At 69.7% G+C, this 16,464-nt stretch carries 11 protein-coding genes; 4 read left to right on the forward strand and 7 right to left on the reverse strand.

Features of this window, described 5'->3' with window-relative positions; all coding sequences use genetic code 11:
• The 4 genes from AB0D57_RS44865 to AB0D57_RS44880 all read left to right on the forward strand — a co-directional run.
• A partial coding sequence (locus tag AB0D57_RS44865) for an amino acid adenylation domain-containing protein (RefSeq protein WP_362088084.1) occupies window positions 1–4,923 on the forward strand: 4,923 nt, incomplete at its 5' end.
• Window positions 4,924–5,353: 430 nt separating this feature from the next.
• Window positions 5,354–6,319 carry an ABC transporter ATP-binding protein gene (locus AB0D57_RS44870; RefSeq protein ID WP_362088086.1) on the forward strand — a complete coding sequence of 322 codons (966 nt, stop codon included), beginning with the start codon at window positions 5,354–5,356 and terminating at the stop codon, window positions 6,317–6,319.
• An 18-nt stretch (window positions 6,320–6,337) separates the two neighbouring features.
• The gene (locus AB0D57_RS44875; protein ID WP_362088088.1) at window positions 6,338–7,132 is read left to right on the forward strand and encodes an ABC transporter; all 795 of its coding nucleotides are present in this window, start codon (window positions 6,338–6,340) and stop codon (window positions 7,130–7,132) included.
• Window positions 7,133–7,669: 537 nt separating this feature from the next.
• Complete coding sequence (locus AB0D57_RS44880) at window positions 7,670–8,554, forward strand: winged helix-turn-helix domain-containing protein (RefSeq protein ID WP_362088090.1); 885 nt, start codon at window positions 7,670–7,672, stop codon at window positions 8,552–8,554.
• 235 nt (window positions 8,555–8,789) lie between these two features.
• On the opposite strand, the gene AB0D57_RS44885 is transcribed toward AB0D57_RS44880, so the two are convergent.
• The 7 genes from AB0D57_RS44885 to AB0D57_RS44915 form a co-directional block, all read right to left on the reverse strand.
• The gene (locus tag AB0D57_RS44885) at window positions 8,790–9,899 is read right to left on the reverse strand and encodes a prephenate dehydrogenase (RefSeq protein ID WP_362088092.1); all 1,110 of its coding nucleotides are present in this window, start codon (window positions 9,897–9,899) and stop codon (window positions 8,790–8,792) included.
• A 127-nt stretch (window positions 9,900–10,026) separates the two neighbouring features.
• The gene (locus AB0D57_RS44890) at window positions 10,027–11,268 is read right to left on the reverse strand and encodes a PLP-dependent aminotransferase family protein (RefSeq protein ID WP_362088102.1); all 1,242 of its coding nucleotides are present in this window, start codon (window positions 11,266–11,268) and stop codon (window positions 10,027–10,029) included.
• 80 nt (window positions 11,269–11,348) lie between these two features.
• Window positions 11,349–12,461, reverse strand: a complete 1,113-nt coding sequence (locus AB0D57_RS44895; protein WP_362088104.1) for an alpha-hydroxy acid oxidase — start codon at window positions 12,459–12,461, stop codon at window positions 11,349–11,351.
• 116 nt (window positions 12,462–12,577) lie between these two features.
• The gene (gene hppD, locus AB0D57_RS44900; protein ID WP_362088094.1) at window positions 12,578–13,699 is read right to left on the reverse strand and encodes a 4-hydroxyphenylpyruvate dioxygenase; all 1,122 of its coding nucleotides are present in this window, start codon (window positions 13,697–13,699) and stop codon (window positions 12,578–12,580) included.
• 80 nt (window positions 13,700–13,779) lie between these two features.
• Window positions 13,780–14,721 (reverse strand): TauD/TfdA family dioxygenase, encoded by a 942-nt coding sequence (locus tag AB0D57_RS44905; RefSeq protein WP_362088096.1) that lies wholly within the window; start codon window positions 14,719–14,721, stop codon window positions 13,780–13,782.
• Window positions 14,722–14,779: 58 nt separating this feature from the next.
• Window positions 14,780–15,589, reverse strand: a complete 810-nt coding sequence (locus AB0D57_RS44910; protein WP_362088098.1) for an alpha/beta hydrolase — start codon at window positions 15,587–15,589, stop codon at window positions 14,780–14,782.
• Window positions 15,590–15,645: 56 nt separating this feature from the next.
• Window positions 15,646–16,464: phosphopantetheine-binding protein (locus tag AB0D57_RS44915; protein ID WP_362088100.1), on the reverse strand; the 819-nt coding region annotated here is incomplete at its 5' end.

A 16,464-nucleotide genomic window follows, 5' to 3' on the forward strand; every position in this document is an offset into this window, starting at 1 on the left:
GACGACAGCTTCTTCGATCTGGGTGGACACTCCCTGCTCGCCACCCGCCTCGTCTCCCGCATCCGCACCACCCTCAACACAGAACTCTCCGTCAAGGATCTCTTCGACAACCCCACGATCGCCGGCCTGGCCCGCACTCTCAGCGCCACTCCCACCGCCCGCACCCCCCTCACCCCCCAACCCCGTCCCGACCGCATCCCCCTCTCCCACGCCCAACGCCGCCTTTGGTTCCTGCACCAGTACGAGCCCGACAGCGCCCTGTACAACATCCCCGTCGCCCTGAGACTGAAGGGCGCCTTGGACCGTGGGGCGTTGGAAGCGGCTCTCATCGATGTGATGGAACGGCATGAAGCGCTGCGCACGGTGTTCGTGGCGGATGAGGCCGGTGCGTACCAGGTCGTCGAGCCTGTCGAGAGGGCGGCTGCCTCGACTGCCCTGGCCGTCGAGCAGGTGGCGGAAGGCCGGCTGGAGCAGGTCCTGCGGGCGGTCGCGGAGCGCCCGTTCCGCCTGACCGCCGAACTGCCCCTGCGCGCCACCCTCTTCCAGCTCTCACCGGACGAGCATGTGCTGGTCCTGGTGGTGCATCACATCGCTGCCGACGGCTGGTCGTTGGCCCCGCTGGCCCGCGACCTGGCCACCGCCTACGCCGCCCGGAGCCATGGCGCGACTCCCGGCTGGACGCCGTTGCCGGTCCAGTACGCGGACTACACCCTCTGGCAGCGCGAGGTACTCGGCGCCGAGGAGGACCCCGAGTCCCCCATCTCCAGTCAACTCGACTACTGGCAGCGCACCTTGGCCGATCTCCCGGCCGAGCTGGACCTGCCCACCGACCGCCCCCGCCCCGCCACACCCACCCACCAGGGCGGGAGCGTCACCTTCGACATCCCCGCCGAACTGCGCGAGCGCATCGAAACCCTCGCCCGCGCACACCAGGCCAGCACCTTCATGGTCCTCCAGGCAGCCCTCGCGGTGCTGCTGTCCCGGCTCGGCGCGGGCAGCGACATCCCGATCGGCTCACCCATCGCCGGACGCACCGACGACGCCGTCGAAGACCTCGTCGGATTCTTCGTCAACACCCTCGTCCTGCGCACCGACCTCACCGGCAACCCCACCTTCACCGAACTCCTCACCCGAGTCCGCGAAACCGACCTCGCCGCCTACGCCCACCAAGACATCCCCTTCGAACGCCTCGTAGAAGCCCTCAACCCCGAACGCTCACCCGCCCGCCACCCCCTCTTCCAAACGGCACTCAGCTGGAACGACGACGAGGAGCAGCGGGCGCTCTCGGCGATCGCCGGCCTGCCGGGGCTCGAGGTCTCGGCGGAGGGAGCCGCGCTGGGAGCGGCAAAGTTCGACCTGTTGTTCTCCTTCGGTGAGGGGGAGACCGGGGCTACGGGCGGGTACACGGGACGGATCGACTACAGCGCCGATCTGTTCGAGGAGGACTCGGCGCGTGTCCTCGCCGAACGGCTGGTCCGGGTACTCGACGCCCTGGTGGCGCAGCCCGGCAGGCGGGTGGAGGAGACGGTTCTGCAGGACGAGGCGGAACTGCACCGGATCCTCGTCGACTGGAACGACACCGACGTCACGAGCCGCGAACGGACCGGCGAACCGACCCACGAACGCACCCCCGCCGCGCTGTCGGACCGCTTCGAGGCTCAGGCGGCACGAACACCGGACGCCGTGGCCGTCGTATGCGCAGGTGCCGACCTCACATACGCGGAGCTGAACGCACGGGCCAACCGTCTCGCGCGTCGCCTGGTCGGGCTGGGGATCGGCCCGGAATCCCGGGCGGGAGTGCTGATGGAGCGCTCCGCAGACCTGGTCGTCGCGCTGCTGGCGGTGGTCAAGGCGGGCGGGGTGTACGTCCCGCTGAGCGAGGCCTATCCGGACAGCCGGATGCGCTGGATCCTGGACGGCACGGGAGCGGAGATCCTGCTCACCGACCGGGCCCTGCGTCCCCGAGCGGACTCGGTCGGGCAGCGGATCCCGTTGCTGGTGGTGGACGCCGAGGAGCCGGCCGGGGAAGACCCGACCGCGGAACACCTCACGGACGGCGACCTCGGGCTGGAGATCCAGCCGGACCGGCTGGCGTACGTGATGTTCACCTCGGGCTCCACCGGTGAGCCGAAGGGCGTGTCGGCCACCCACGCGGCTGTCACGGCCCTCGCCGAGGACACGCGGTGGCTGGACGGAGTGGTGGACCGGGTGCCGCTGCACTCGCCGCACGCCTGGGACGGCTCGACGTTCGAGCTGTGGGCGCCGCTGCTGAACGGCGGCCGGGTCGTGGTCGCGCCGCCCGGTGACCTGGACATCGACGCGCTGCGGCGGCTCGTCGTGGAGAACGGGATCACCGCGCTGTTCCTGACCACCGGGCTGTTCCGGGTGCTCGCCCAGGAGCACCCGGAGTGCCTGGCGACCGTGCGGCAGGTGTGGACGGGGGGTGACCTCGCCTCGGCAAGCGCGATACGCCGGGTCATGGAGCACTGCCCGTCGACACAGGTGGTGCACGTCTACGGTCCGACGGAGACGACGACGTTCTCGACCTGCCACGAGGTGGAGCCGCGTGATGTGGCGGCGGCCGGCGGTGTGCCGATCGGCCGGCCCATGGACAATACGCGGCACTACGTCCTGGACGAGGCGCTGCGGCCCGTACCGGTCGGCGTGCCCGGTGAGTTGTACATCGCCGGCACCGGTCTGGCCCGCGGCTACTGGGGGCGGCCCGGCCAGGCCGGCGAACGCTTCGTTGCTGACCCTTTTGGCGCTCCGGGCACGCGCATGTACCGCACCGGTGACATCGTCCGGTGGACCGCCGCCGGCCGGGTGGAGTTCCTCGGACGGTCCGACAGTCAGGTCAAGGTCCGGGGGTTCCGGATCGAACTGGCGGAGATCGAGGCCGCGTTCGCCGCGCACCCGTCCGTCGCCGAGGTCGCCGTCGTCGTACGGGAGGACCGGCCCGGGGACAAGCGGCTCGCCGCGTACGTGGTGCCCGCCACGCATGGGGCGCACGCCTTCGACAACGCCGAGCGGGACCTGCGCGACCACCTGGCGAGGGCACTGCCCGACTACATGGTTCCGCAGGCGATCGTGGAGCTCGGCGCTCTGCCGCTGACCTCCGTCGGAAAGCTCGACCGCAGGGCACTGCCGGTGCCGGATCACGCGGCTCAGCCGTCGGGTCGCGCACCGCGCACCGCACGCGAGGAGACGCTGTGCCGGTTGTTCGCCGAGGTGCTCGGTGTGCCCGAGGTCGGGATCGACGACGGGTTCTTCGACCTGGGCGGCGACAGCATCATGTCGATCCAGCTCGTCAGCCGGGCCCGTAAGGCGGGTCTGGTGATGTCGCCCAAGGACGTCTTCGCGCGGCGCACGGTGGCCGCCATCGCCGAGGGCATGGGGGAGGACGGGACGCGACCGGCGAGGGCGGAGGAGCCCGGCGCGGGTATCGGCCCGCTGCCCCCCACGCCGATCATGCACTGGCTGCGGGAGCGGGGCGGGCCGGTCGACCGGTTCAACCAGTCGACGGTGCTGCGCGTGCCCGCCGGTCTGCGACCGGAGCATCTGCGTACGGCCGTACAGGCGCTGCTCGACCACCATGACGCGCTGCGTATGCGCGTCACCGAGACCGCCGACTCCGGCACCCTGACCTGCGAGATCCTCGAATCCGGCGCGGTGCGGGCGGAGTCGCTGGTGCGTCGGGTGGACGTCGCCGGGCGGGACGAGGGGGAAGTGGAGCGGGTGTACGCCGCCGAGGCGGAGACCGCGGTCGGCCGGTTGGATCCGGAACGCGGCGTCATGCTCCAGGCGGTCTGGCTCGACCGCGGCGGCGCCCTTCCCGGACGACTGCTGCTGGTGATCAACCACCTGGTGGTGGACGGCGTTTCGTGGCGCATCCTGCTGCCGGACCTGATGGAGGCGTACCAGGCCGCGGCGAACGGGCGCGAGCCGCGCCTCGCGCCCGTGGGCACCTCGCTGCGCCGCTGGTCCCAGCGGCTGTACGACGAGGCGCAGGCACCCGCGCGGGTGGCGGAGGCCGACTTCTGGGCGCAGGTGCTCAGCGGTCCGGAGCCCCTGCTCGGTTCGGGCCCGCTGGACCCGAAGCAGGACACCCACCGCACCGCCGGGCGGCTGGAACTGGTGCTGCCCGAGGATGTGACGGGCCCGCTCCTCACCCGGGTGCCGACGGTCTTCCACGCCGGCGTCAACGACGTTCTGCTCGCCGCCTTCGCCTGGGCCCTCGACGAGTGGCGCGGCCGGGGCGGGGAGGCGTCGTTCCTGGTGGACCTGGAGAGCCATGGGCGCGACGAGGAGGCCGTCGAGGGTGCCGAACTGTCACGTACCGTCGGCTGGTTCACCAGCATGTACCCGGTACGGCTCGCACCGGGTCCCTACGACAGGGCCGAAGCCTGGGCGGGCGGGCCCGCGGCGGGCACCGTACTGAAGCGGATCAAGGAGCAGCTGCGGGCCGTGCCGGGCTCGGGCATCGGCTACGGACTGCTGCGCCACCTCAACCAGCGCACCGCGCGGCGGTTGGCGGCCGGGCTGCGGCCGCAGTTGGGATTCAACTACCTGGGCCGGTTCTCCGCCGCGGGCACCGCGGATGCCGAGACCGCCTCCTGGGTCCCTGAGCCCGGCATCGCGGGGCCGTCGGGCGAGGCGGACACGGCGCCCCTGGGGCATGTGATCGAGCTCAACTCGCATACGGCGGACGGCCCTGAGGGCGGGCGCCTGGTGGCGAGCTGGACCTGGGCGCGGCGGCTCCTGACGGACGACTCCGTCGCGGAGCTCGCCCAGCTGTGGTTCCGGGCGCTGCGCGCTCTGGCCGAGCACGCCGAGCGGCCGGAGGCGGGCGGGCTCACCCCCTCGGACGTGGCTCTGGGGGCGATCACCCAAGAGGAGATCGACGAGTTCGAGGACCTGCTCTAGGTCCTGTCGTCACATTCCCGTCGTCCGCCCGGAGGGCGGGCCTCGCGGCGTCAGGTGCGTGCTCTCGGCGTGCCGGGCACAGGCCCTCGTACTGGTTGTACGTGGGTCTGTGCCCGGTGCGGCGAGGGTGCGTGCATGGCGTCGCGAGGCAGGCGGGAATTTGACGACAGGGCCTAGGACCTGCTGGAGCACGACGGGAGGGCCCGTGCCGACGGTGATCGCCGCCGGCACGGGCCCTCCCGTCATCTCTGCCGAAGGTCTCTCCCTGCTGAAGGTCCCTCTGGCGAAGGTCTCTCTGCCGAAGGTCTCTCTCTGTCACAAGGCTCTCTGTCGAAAGTCGTAGTGACGCTCTGTCGATCGGCTGAAGACCGGGCGGACCCCCGGCCCATACCGTCACTCATATGAACGGACACCTGAGGACGGGCTGGCAATGATCACACTGCGTGCAGTGACGAAGCGATACGACACGGCTGTCGCTGTGGACGGCCTGGACCTGGACATCGCCCCGGGCAAGGTCACCGGGTTCCTCGGCCCCAACGGGGCCGGCAAGTCCACCACCATGCGCATGATCATGGGCCTGGACAACCCGACCTCGGGTGAGGCGCTGATCAACGGCAAGCCCTATGCGGCGCTGGCGCATCCGCTGCGTGAGGTCGGGGCGCTGCTCGAGGCCAAGGCGCTCCACCCCGGACGCAGCGCGCACAGCCATCTGCTGGCCATGGCGCGCAGCAACGGCATCCCGCGCAAGCGGGTGGACGAGGTGCTGGAGATCGTCGGCCTGGAGAAGGTCGCCAAGAAGCGGGCCGGCTCCTTCTCCCTGGGCATGGGGCAGCGGCTCGGTATCGCGAGCGCGCTGCTCGGCGATCCGCAGATCCTGCTGTTCGACGAGCCGGTCAACGGCCTCGACCCGGACGGTGTGCGCTGGGTGCGTGAGCTGATGCGGTCGTTGGCGCAGGAGGGGCGCACCGTCTTCGTGTCGAGCCACCTGATGAGCGAGATGCAGCTCACCGCCGACCACCTCGTGGTGATCGGCCGGGGCAAGCTCCTCGCCGACGACACCATCGACCGTGTCATCGCCCGCAGTTCGCTGACCGCGGTCCGGGTGCGTACGCCCGACGGCAATGGCATGGACACCTTGGTCGAGCGACTGGAGGCACAGTCGCTCGAGGTCCAGCGGCACGGTGAGCACGAGATCCTCGTCTCCGGGGTATCCGTCGAGACCATCGGCGACATGACTTTCAAGCTGGGCATCCGGCTGCATGAACTCCGGGTCATCGAGGCGTCGTTGGAGCAGGCCTACATGGAGATGACGGCCAACAGCATCGAGTACAAGTCGCCGAAGCCCGTGGCCGCGGGCGCGTCCGCTCATGCGGATCACCAGGAAGTCGAGGCCTGAGCAATGTCGAGCACAGCCATGAGCACGCGCACGCCGACAGCGGCCGTGCAGCAGGGGCGCGGCGGCACGATCGGCGCGGTTGCCGCGGAGTGGACCAAACTGTGGTCCGTACGCGCCACTTGGTGGTGCCTTGCCGGTTCCCTCGTCCTGATGGCGATCTTCGCGTCGGGGCTTGGGGTGAGCATCGCCAACAGCTACCGGAGTGACGGTGAGGAGGTCGACATTCCGATCGCCCATCCCATGGTCCTCGCCGTGAACATGGTCCAGTTCGCCGTGGTGGCGCTCGCCATGCTGGCGATCACGACCGAGTACTCCACGGGAAGCATCCGTACGACGCTGCAGTGCGTGCCCGTGCGTGGGCGGATGCTGTTCGCCAAGTCGGCGGTCGCCGCCCCGGTGATGTTCGTGGTGGGGACACTGCTGGCCGTGGTCGGGACGGTCACCACCGCACCGCTGCTGTTCGAGTACGCCGACTCCGACATGGGCAAGGCGGTGCCGACCATCCTGTGCACCGGTGTCTACATCGCGCTGATGGGTGTCTTCGCCATCGGCATCGGGGCGGCGATCCGCAGCGCCGTGGGCACGCTGACGACGGTCTTCATGATCCTCGCGGGTCTGCCGGGAGCCCTGGCGCTGTCCAGCAGCGACTTCACCAAGAAGATCCTGGACTATCTCCCGTCGACGGCCGGTCAGCACCTCATGGACGGTGACGCGGATCCGTACGGGCGGACGGGCGCTCTGCTGGTCGTCCTCGTCTGGGTGGTCGCCGCCCAGGTCGCGGGTTACGTGGTCCTGCGCAGGCGGGACGCTTGAGCCGATGGCGGCGACTGACCTCCCCCGCCGGTCGCCGCCATCTTCAATCTCGTCGGACTTATTGCATACGACCGGGTCACGGCTGTGGACTTTCTGTGCGAAAGTCTCATCGGGCGGCAAAGAATTTCACTCTCTTTTAACCCGCCCTTATGCTGCCTCTTATCATCTGATTCCCCTCCGCGCAAGTCGCTTTAGCCTGGACTGAAGATCCGTCACCGCTACCGGGATCGGATCTGGCTTGTTACGTTGGGAACTACTGGCCTGGCGAGTCTCAAAAGGACCGCCTGGCTCTGGCGTTCTCGAAGGCAAGTCATCTGGGTGATACAGTCCTAGGTTGCGCGATCCTGGCCGGGGCGTAGTGGGGGAACAATGCAGCGGATACGTATGAACCGCGAGAGTATCGACAATGTACACATGATGACCACTCTAGGTCCTGTGTCCGAGGCGATATTCTCCGTTCGGCACATGGGGGGCAGAGGGGAACCGGGGTTCAAGGAGTGGGAGGAGCGGGTGTCCGGCCGGCTCAGGTCGAGTCGGTTGGATCTCGGAGTCATCAGTGCGTTGCGCCAAACCTCGGACCTGACATGGCTGCTCGCCGCGGACGGGAACATGTCCCCCGGTGAGCAGTTCTTTGCGTCGGGCCTCAGGCGGAGCGAGATCCGCTCCGTCATGGAGTGGTACACCGACGTCTCCGTCACTCCCTACTGGCCGCAGATGCTCGTTCACCTCGGGGCCGAGCGGGAAGAGCGGATGCGGAGATGCCCCGACGGGGGTGAGAGTTTGTTGAACCATCTACATCCCAATATTTCCTGGAAGCGGCCGTTCTTGGAAATTGCAGGAGGCGAAGATGCGGAAATCGAGCTCAACGGGAAAGGTTTATTGATAGCTCCGTCAATATTCCTCGGCGATCGACCAGCTGTTCTTTTGCGTAATGTCGGAGGGACCAGTGAAATGCCGGTCCTCGTTTTCTCTGTCCGCCCCGCGCCCGCTGAAACGCGTGCCCTGTGGACTGCGCACGCAAAAGACGCGGAGGCGCTGGACGCGCTGATGGGGCGCACCAGGGCGCAGCTGCTGAGACTCACGCTGGCCGGTGGCACGACGAGTGAACTCGCCCGGCGCGTGGGCACCTCGGCGGCCGCTGTGAGCCAGCACACAGGCATACTGCGCAATGCAGGCCTGATCCGCTCGGAACGGGACCGTAATACGGTGATCCACCGCATCACCTCGCTGGGACGGGCCATGCTCAACGGCAAGTTCCAGGCGGCCCCCGCGCCGGCCGACCCGATGACCCTCGGCCCGGCCCCCGGCACCAGAGACGGACGCCTACCGCGTCCCAGACAACCCTTCTCCGCCCAGCGCAAGAGGCCCGCCACGCCGCTTCAGGTGCCCGCGGGCGGAGAGCTGACCTGCCGGGCGTCCTGAGACCCCGGGGCGCCACCGGTCGCCTGCCGCGAGTCCGCGGCTCGGACCGAGCGTGCCGCGCCGGACGGCACCGGAACCGTACGACTGGCTGATCCCGACGACGTGCACCGGGCGGAGGCGTTCAAGCCGTCCGGTGCGGACGTGTGAGCATGCGCATGAGTACGTGAGTGAGCAGACGCGTGAGGGGGAGGGATCCGGCCGGATCCCTCCCCCTCACGCGTTCCTCCGCGCGGCGCTACGCGCCCTGGCTGCCCGGCCGGTCCGCGACGCGCACCGTCCAGCCCCCGAGCCGCAGTTCGTCGGCGAGGACGCGCGCCCTCGCCGGCAGCACCGCGAGCCTCGCCCGGCCCATGAGCTGGTCGGAGGAGTGCTCCATACCGATGTCCTCGATGTTCACCCCGGCGTCCGCCGCGGCCGAGAAAAGCCGCGCCAGCTCGCCGGGGCTGTCCCCCACGGAGACCTCCACGGCCGCGAAGCCCACGTCCGGCACACCGTGCTTGCCCGGAATCCCCGCGCGCCCGTCCGCGCCCCGCTGGAGCAGCTCCGACAGCTCGGCAGCCGCCTCCACGGCCCCGTCGCCCCGCCCCTCGACCCGCCGCAGCGCCCCGGCCGCCGCCCGTGCGTCCGAGGCGAGCGCCTCGAGGACGTCGGCGACCGGTCCCGCGTTCGCCGACAGGATGTCCGTCCACAGGGCGGCGCTGCCCGCCGCCGTCCGGGTGACGTCCCGCAGCCCCTGCCCGGCCAGGCGCAGGGCGGACTCGCTGCCCTCCAGCAGCCGGGCCGCGGTGAGACTGGCCGTCAGATGCGGCACATGCGAGACGAGGGCCACCGCGCGGTCGTGCGCCTCCGCGCCGAGCAGCACCGGCGTGGCGCCGCACAAGGACACGAGCTCCAGGGCGCAGTTGAGCGCCAGGTCGCTGGTGTGCTCGGTGGGGACCAGGACCCACGGCCGGCCCTCGAAGAGATCACCACGCGCCGCCAGCGGCCCCGACCGTTCCCCGCCCGCCAGCGGATGCCCGCCGACGACGGCGGTCAGCTCGCAGCCCAGCGCCTCGATCTCCCGGCCCGGCAGGCTCTTGACGCTGGCCACGTCCGTGTAGAACCGGGCGATGCCCCGTTTCTGCAGGTCGGCCAGGACCGGCGCCACCTGCACGGGCGGAACGGCGAGGACGGCGAGGTCCGCGACCTCGGGCGGTTCCTGGGCCCGCCCGGCACCGAGCGCCTCGGCCGTGTGCGCCGCGGTGGGATCGGTGTCGAGCAGATAGGTGTCGACGCCCCGTCGGCGCAGCGCGAGGGCGACGGACGTACCGATCAGACCGGTCCCCACTATGACCGCAGTGCGCATGCGTCGTCACCCCATTCTCCGGACGGACTCTCGGCGAGAGCCCGACGTTGATCCGATGTGTCGGTGAGCCGATGCGCCGTTGATCCGATGCGTCGGTGAGCCGGTGGCAGGTCGATCCGGCGCCGCGTCAACTCGGCTGCCGGGCGACGAGGGCGACGAGCGCGGCGAACCTGTCGAGCCCCAGGTCGATCTGTTCCTCGGTGACGAGGCTGAACGACAGCCGGATCTGGTGGATCGCCTCGGGATCCGAGCTGAAGTAGCACATCGGGGTCCACAGGACACCGTGGTCGCGGGCGGAGATCTCCAGCAGCTTGTCGTCGGCACGGAAGGGCACGGTCACCACGAGGAAGAATCCTCCCCGGGGCACGTTCCAGCTCACGCCGGAGCCGCCGTCGGGCGGGAAGTGCCGGGCCAGGCCGGCGAGCAGCCGCTTCAGATTGCCCCGGTACACCGCGATCTCGCGCTCATTGGCCTCGTGCAGGTCGCAGCCGTGCGTCAGCAGCTTCCCCGCGATCACGGCCTGGGCGATGGGCGAGGTGTTCACCGTCAGCATGCTCTTGATCTTCGAGAGCTGGTCGGCCAGCAGACCGACCCGGCCGTCGGAGCCGGCCACCGACTGATCGGCCACCAGGTAGCCGATACGGGCACCGGGCAGCCCCGTCTTGGCGAACGACCCCAGGTAGACGACGCGGCGGCGCGTATCGAGCGCCTTCAGCGTGGGCAGCCGCTCTCCGTCGGCACTGAAGTACCCGTACGGATTGTCCTCGAGGAGCAACAGGTCCTCCCGCTCCGCGAGGTCGAGCAGGGCGTGGCGCGTCTCCAGGTCGAGGCTGACCCCCGACGGATTGGAGAAGTCCGGCACCAAGTAGCAGGCCCGCGGCCGCAGTCCGCGTGCCCGAGCCTCCCGTACGACCGTCGCGAGGCTGTCCAGATCCACCCCGCGAGGCCCGCCCGCCACCTCCAGGACCGGCATGTCCACGAGGCGGGCGGCTCCCGTCAGGCCCACATAGCTGGGCGACACCGCGAGAACCACGTCCCGTTCGTCCGCCCGCAGCGCGCGCAGCACCAGGAACATCGCCTCCTGACACCCCACGGTGACCACGACGGACTCCGGGTCGACGGAGAGACCTTCGTCCAGCTCCAGGTGACGGGCGATCAGCTCGTGCACGATGCCCTTGGTGCGCCCGTACTGGAAGAGCGTTCTGCGCACCTGAGCGGCGTCGTAGCCCTTCTCCTCCTCGAGATACCGCTCGAAACGCCGCAGGTAGTCGTGCACGAGCGAGGTGTCGAAGAACCCCTCGAACGGGCGCCCCGGCGCGAACGACACCGCGTCCGGAAACCGCTGGGCGATCTCGTTGAGGAAGTTCATGGAGCTCAACGCCTCGTCCTCGAGCGAGCCGTGCAGCGCCGACGTGTGCAGCTGCGCCACCTCCGCGAGAAGATCCTCGGTCACAGCGGCACCGTCCCTTCGCCCGCGTCATCCGAATCATCGGCAACGCCGATTCCCCACGGCCCCCGCAAGGTGCGAAGGTGCCGTGCCGCGGCCACGTCGGAGCACCCCGCGAGACCCAGGGCGTCGCGCAGCTCGTCCGCCAGCAGACCGAGCACCCGGCCCGCACCCCGCGCGCCATCGGCCGCGAGCCCCCACAGCAGCGGACGCCCGACGAGCACACCGCTCGCCCCCAGCGCCAGCGCCTTCAGTACGTCGGTACCGCCGCGGACCCCGCTGTCCAGGAGCACCTCGCAGCGCCCGCCCACCGCGGCGCACACCGCTTCGAGGGCGTCGACGCTCGCCACCGCGCCGTCCAGCTGCCGTCCGCCGTGGTTGGAGACGACCACAGCGTCCGCCCCGCACTCCACCGCCCGAGCGGCGTCCGCCGGATCGAGCAGCCCCTTCACGATCAGCGGCAGCCGGGTACGCCGCCGCAGCTCCTCGAGGTCCGGCCAGCTCAGCGACGGTGCGAACGCCATGCTCGTGTGCGCCGCGAGGGCCGAGCCGCCCGCGGCCGCCCGGTGCGCCGCGGACGCCGTGCCCACCGTGAAGTGGGCGGCCACGACATCGTCCGGCAGCGCGAAGCCGTTGCGCATGTCACGCAGCCTGCGGCCCATCCACGGAACATCGACCGTGAGCATCACGGCGGCGCAGCCCGCCTCTTCGGCCCTGCGCACCAGATCGAAGGTGAGCGTGCGGTCACGCAGCCAGTAGAGCTGAAACCAGGTGGTGGCCCCGACCTCGGCCACCTCCTCCAGCGGAAAACTGCTCAAGGTGCCCACGGTGAAAGGGATTCCGGCTTCCTTCGCCGCACGCGCCGCGGCGAGTTCGCCCTCCGGGTGCACCAGTTTCTGGTAGCCGATCGGGGCGGTGGCCACCGGCATGGCCACCTGCCGTGCGAGCAGCGTCGAGGTGGTGTCGCACGCCGTCACGTCCCGCAGCACCCGCGGCACGATCCGGATCCGGTCGAGGGCGGCGCGGTTGCCGGCGAGCGTCAGCTCGGCGCCGCTGCCGCCCGCCACGAAGTCCCGTACCGGAGCGGGGAGCACATCGGCCGCGGCCCGCTCGATGTCGCCGAGGCAGAGGGCGTCGTCCACGAGAGTGCCGCCGACGGGGTCGGGGTCGGGGTAGGGCTTGGGCTCAGAGGCGGGGTCGGGGCCGGGGGCGGGCGCGAGGCTCGGGGTCGTCACCGGGACGGGCTGCCGATCTCCCGCTGCCGCTCCAGCTCCACGGCCTCGTACAGGGCCTTGATGTTGGAGGAGCCGAACGTCTGCGCCCCGAGCCGTTCGATGATCTCGAAGAAGAGGGTGCGCCGCGCGTGCGTCGAGCGCGTGAAGATCTGGAACAGCTGACCGCCGTGGTCCTCGTCGACGAGGATGTTCAGCTCGCCCAGCACGACCAGGTCGTGCTTGCGCAACTCCACGCGCTGCCCGAGCAGTTCGTAGTACGTCGACGGAGTGCTGAGGAACTCGATCCCACGGCTGCCCAGCGTGCGCACCGAGCGGGCGGCGTCGTCGCTGGAGAACGCGATGTGCTGGACGCCCGAACCGTCGTGGTTCTTCAGGAACTCGTCGATCTGGCCGGGGTCGGCCATCGGGTCGGGCTGGATGACGGTGAACGTGATGTCACCGGACTCGCTCTGCACCACCTTCGAGAGCATCGCCTGCGAGCCCACGACGATGCGCTCCTCGAATATCTCCGTGAAGCCGAGGGCCCGTTCGTAGTACGCGATCGTGTCGTTCAGCTCACCGATGTTCACGCACACGGCGAAGTGGTCGATCTCCACAAGACCCGGGAGGCCGTACGAGGACGAGTCCCCGGCGCCGTACGCGTCCGTCCCGGCCGGGACGAACCCGGCGGGGAGGACGTCGGTGTCGTCGCCGTCGCGCTCGCGCTGCACCAGGGTGTGCACCACATCGCCGAATCCGGACACGGTGGCGGTGGCGACCACCCCGGGGCCCTGGAGGCGAACCGGTTGCTCGACCGGACGGGCACCGTGTCCCACGGCGTGGGCGAACACCGCCGCCACGTCCGAGGTCCGCAGGGCGATGCGCGCCACGCCGTCCCCGTGGGAGTGGACGTAGGCGGAGGCGGGATGCTCGTCGCCGGTGCCCTCCGTCAGCACCAGTACGATCCGGCCCTGACGCAGGGCGACACTGCGGAAGCCCTGCTCGGGGGAGCCGGCGGTGCCGATGACGGCGAACCCGTACTCGCCGATCCAGTCGGCGACCTTGCGGTCGAGGTCCTCGACGTAGAGCTCCACGTGGTCCAGCCGGAGATCCTGGACAGGGTTCGGTGCGTAGGTCATGACGGGAGTGGTCCTGTTCTTCCGTGTACGAGCCGGGCGGGTGGCGGATGAGCGTCGTCGGGCAGCGCTGTGGGCCGGGTTCAGTCGGACATCGCGACCAGGATTCGGCGGGGGCCGGTGAACGGCCGACGGCCGTGCGCGACCAGCACGTTGTCGATGAGCAGCAGATCCCCGGTCCGCCAGTCGACGTTCACGGCGGCGTCCAGCCCCTTGTCCCGCACCTCGATCACGTACTCGGCCGGAATGGGGCTCCCGTCGGCGAACCTGACGGACTGGGGGAGATCCTCCTCGGGAAGGATCTGCGCGAGCTCGGCGGCCATGTCGTCGCCGAGGGAGGCCGGGTGCCACTGGTCGGACTGGTTGAACCACACCTCGACCCCCGTCACCGGGTGACGCACGGTGGAGGGCCGCAGCTGGATCACCCTCAGCCCGCCGTCCCGCAGCCACTCCCACTCGGCCTCCGTGCCCTTGAGGAATGCCTCGACCTCGGCCCGGTCCGTGGTCTCGAACGTGTCCTGCCAGCTCTTGCCGAGGCCCGCACCGCCATGGAGGTTCTGCGTGTAGCGCACTCCGCCGGCGAAGGCCGCACGGATCTCCGGAGCCAGCGACTCCAGCCAGGTCACCCCGTCGACGACCGGGGTGGCACCACCCGTGGTGGGTTCCTGCGCGGCGAAAAAGAGCAGCCGCGACGGCCAGGCGTAGGCGTACGAGAGCTCGTTGTGCATGGAGATCGTCAGCTCGGACGGGTATTCCGTAGAGGTGTAGATATTGCTTCCCACCTTGCTGCGCGGCGAGTTCCCGTGCACATAGGCGAGCCGGTTGGGCAGCAGGAGATCCATCACCGGATCGAGAGTGCCCGGGTCCACGTGGAAGCCACGGAACACCAGTGCCTTCTCGCGGACGAGCATCTCGCTGATCCGCTCTGTGTCACCGACGAATTCCGCGAGCCCCGCGGGTGTCGCCTCGACACCCGCACTCTCCGCGGTGATCTCCAGCGGCTTCCAGTCCTGCGCTTGACTCATGGGGCCTCAATTCGTGGATCGGGCAAGGGGAATGCTCAAGGGGGAATGTTCATTCACTTCAAGAGATTTGTCGGAAGAACTCGACGATTCCCTTGTTCACGGCTTCCGGGTCCTCCAGGTATCCGAAGTGGCCACACCCGGAGATCTCCTCGAACGTGGCTCCCGGAATGGCCTCGGCGACTTCGCGCCCCAATGCGGGAGGTGTCACCAAGTCGTCCTGGAAGGCGATGACATGACAGGGAACCGAGATGCTCCGATACGCGGCCAGCCGTGCCGGCTCGGGATCGAGCGTCATGTGCACGCGCTCCCCGGGGCCGGTACCGGACGTCGCTTCGAGGACGTCCAGCCAGTCGCCGACGGACACGTCGTCGGAGAGGCTGCGAGGGGACAGGTTCCGCATGACCTGGACCACCGCGTCGAAGCGCGGCGGCAGCGTCACTCCGGAGTCGTACAGCGCGATCTCCGCCGCGCTCAGCGCCCGTCGCATGGCGTCCACACGCCCCCGGGTGGCCATGAGAACCGCCTGGCGCACCAGCTGCGGGTGCACAAGGGCGAGCTCCTGGACCACGTACGCCCCCATGGACGTGCCCACGAGACGGCAGGCACCGAGCCCCAGGTGCTCGATCAGACCGACGAGATCGTCCACGAGATCCCGCACCGTGAAGCCCTCGGCGCAGACATCGGTCGGCGGAATGCCGCGGTTGTCGAAGGTGACGACCCGATATCCCGCGGCCTTCAGCGCCGGAACCTGATGCAGATGCCATGCCCGGCCGGAGGTCCCCGACCCCATGACGAGGACAACGGGCTCACCGACGCCTCCGGAATCCTCGTAACTCAGACGTATTCCATTGACGGGAACGACGGGCATGACGCGGTCCACTCCTTCGACTTGTGTTCGGACTTGGGTGTCTGATCGGCTCGGGGCTACGCGTCCCATTCCGCTTGGAGGCCGTCGAGTTCCTCCTGGCTGAGCCCGGTGAGCGATGCCGCCGAGTCGAATGCGGCGACCGTCGGTACGATTTCGTCGAACTGCGCGACAGCCGCCAATTCGGCGACGGTCCTGTGCTCGAAGACGTCCCGTACCGTGAATACCGTGCCTGCGCGCCGGGCCTGCGCGACGAGTTGCAGGGAACGGATGCTGTCTCCGCCGAAGTCGAAGAAGCTGTCGTCGATGCCGAGGTCGTCCACGCCGAGGGTCTCGGCGAAGAGGCGGCAGAGGATCTCTTCGTGGGGGATGCGGGGAGTTCGGCCGGTGGTGGGGATGGTGGTGTGGTCGGGGGCGGGCAGGGCCTTGCGGTCGAGCTTGCCGTTGGCGGTGAGGGGGAGGACGTCGAGGGTGACGAACGCGGTGGGGATCATGTAGGCGGGCAGAGCAGTGGCCAGGTGCTGGCGCAGCTCTTCCACCGCTGTGGCAGCGGTGCCGGTGGTGTAGGCGACGAGCCGGTCGTCGCGGACGATGACGGCCGCTTGTTCGACGGTGGGATGCCGGAGCAGGACGGCTTCGATCTCACCGAGTTCGATGCGGAAGCCGCGGAGTTTGACCTGGTCGTCGGCGCGGCGCAGGTATTCGAGTTGGCCGTTGGCCGTCCAGCGGACGACGTCGCCGGTGCGGTACATGCGCGAGCCGGCGGTGCTGTGCGGGTTGGCTACGAAGCGTTCGGCGGTGAGGGCGGGGCGGTGGAGGTAACCGCGCGCCACACCGGTGCCGGCGATGTAGAGCTCGCCGGGCACGGTGGGGGGTAC

The organism is Streptomyces sp. NPDC048275 (assembly GCF_040652275.1).
Taxonomy (GTDB): Bacteria; Actinomycetota; Actinomycetes; order Streptomycetales; family Streptomycetaceae; genus Streptomyces.

Excerpts from the sequence above, each read along its gene's own strand:
- AB0D57_RS44910 (WP_362088098.1), bottom strand. The coding sequence starts at position 15,589 with ATGCCCGTCGTTCCCGTCAATGGAATACGTCTGAGTTACGAGGATTCC.
- AB0D57_RS44875 (WP_362088088.1), top strand. The coding sequence starts at position 6,338 with ATGAGCACGCGCACGCCGACAGCGGCCGTGCAGCAGGGGCGCGGCGGC.
- hppD (WP_362088094.1), bottom strand. The coding sequence starts at position 13,699 with ATGACCTACGCACCGAACCCTGTCCAGGATCTCCGGCTGGACCACGTG.
- AB0D57_RS44885 (WP_362088092.1), bottom strand. The coding sequence starts at position 9,899 with ATGCGCACTGCGGTCATAGTGGGGACCGGTCTGATCGGTACGTCCGTC.
- AB0D57_RS44890 (WP_362088102.1), bottom strand. The coding sequence starts at position 11,268 with ATGAACTTCCTCAACGAGATCGCCCAGCGGTTTCCGGACGCGGTGTCG.
- AB0D57_RS44870 (WP_362088086.1), top strand. The coding sequence starts at position 5,354 with ATGATCACACTGCGTGCAGTGACGAAGCGATACGACACGGCTGTCGCT.
- AB0D57_RS44905 (WP_362088096.1), bottom strand. The coding sequence starts at position 14,721 with ATGAGTCAAGCGCAGGACTGGAAGCCGCTGGAGATCACCGCGGAGAGT.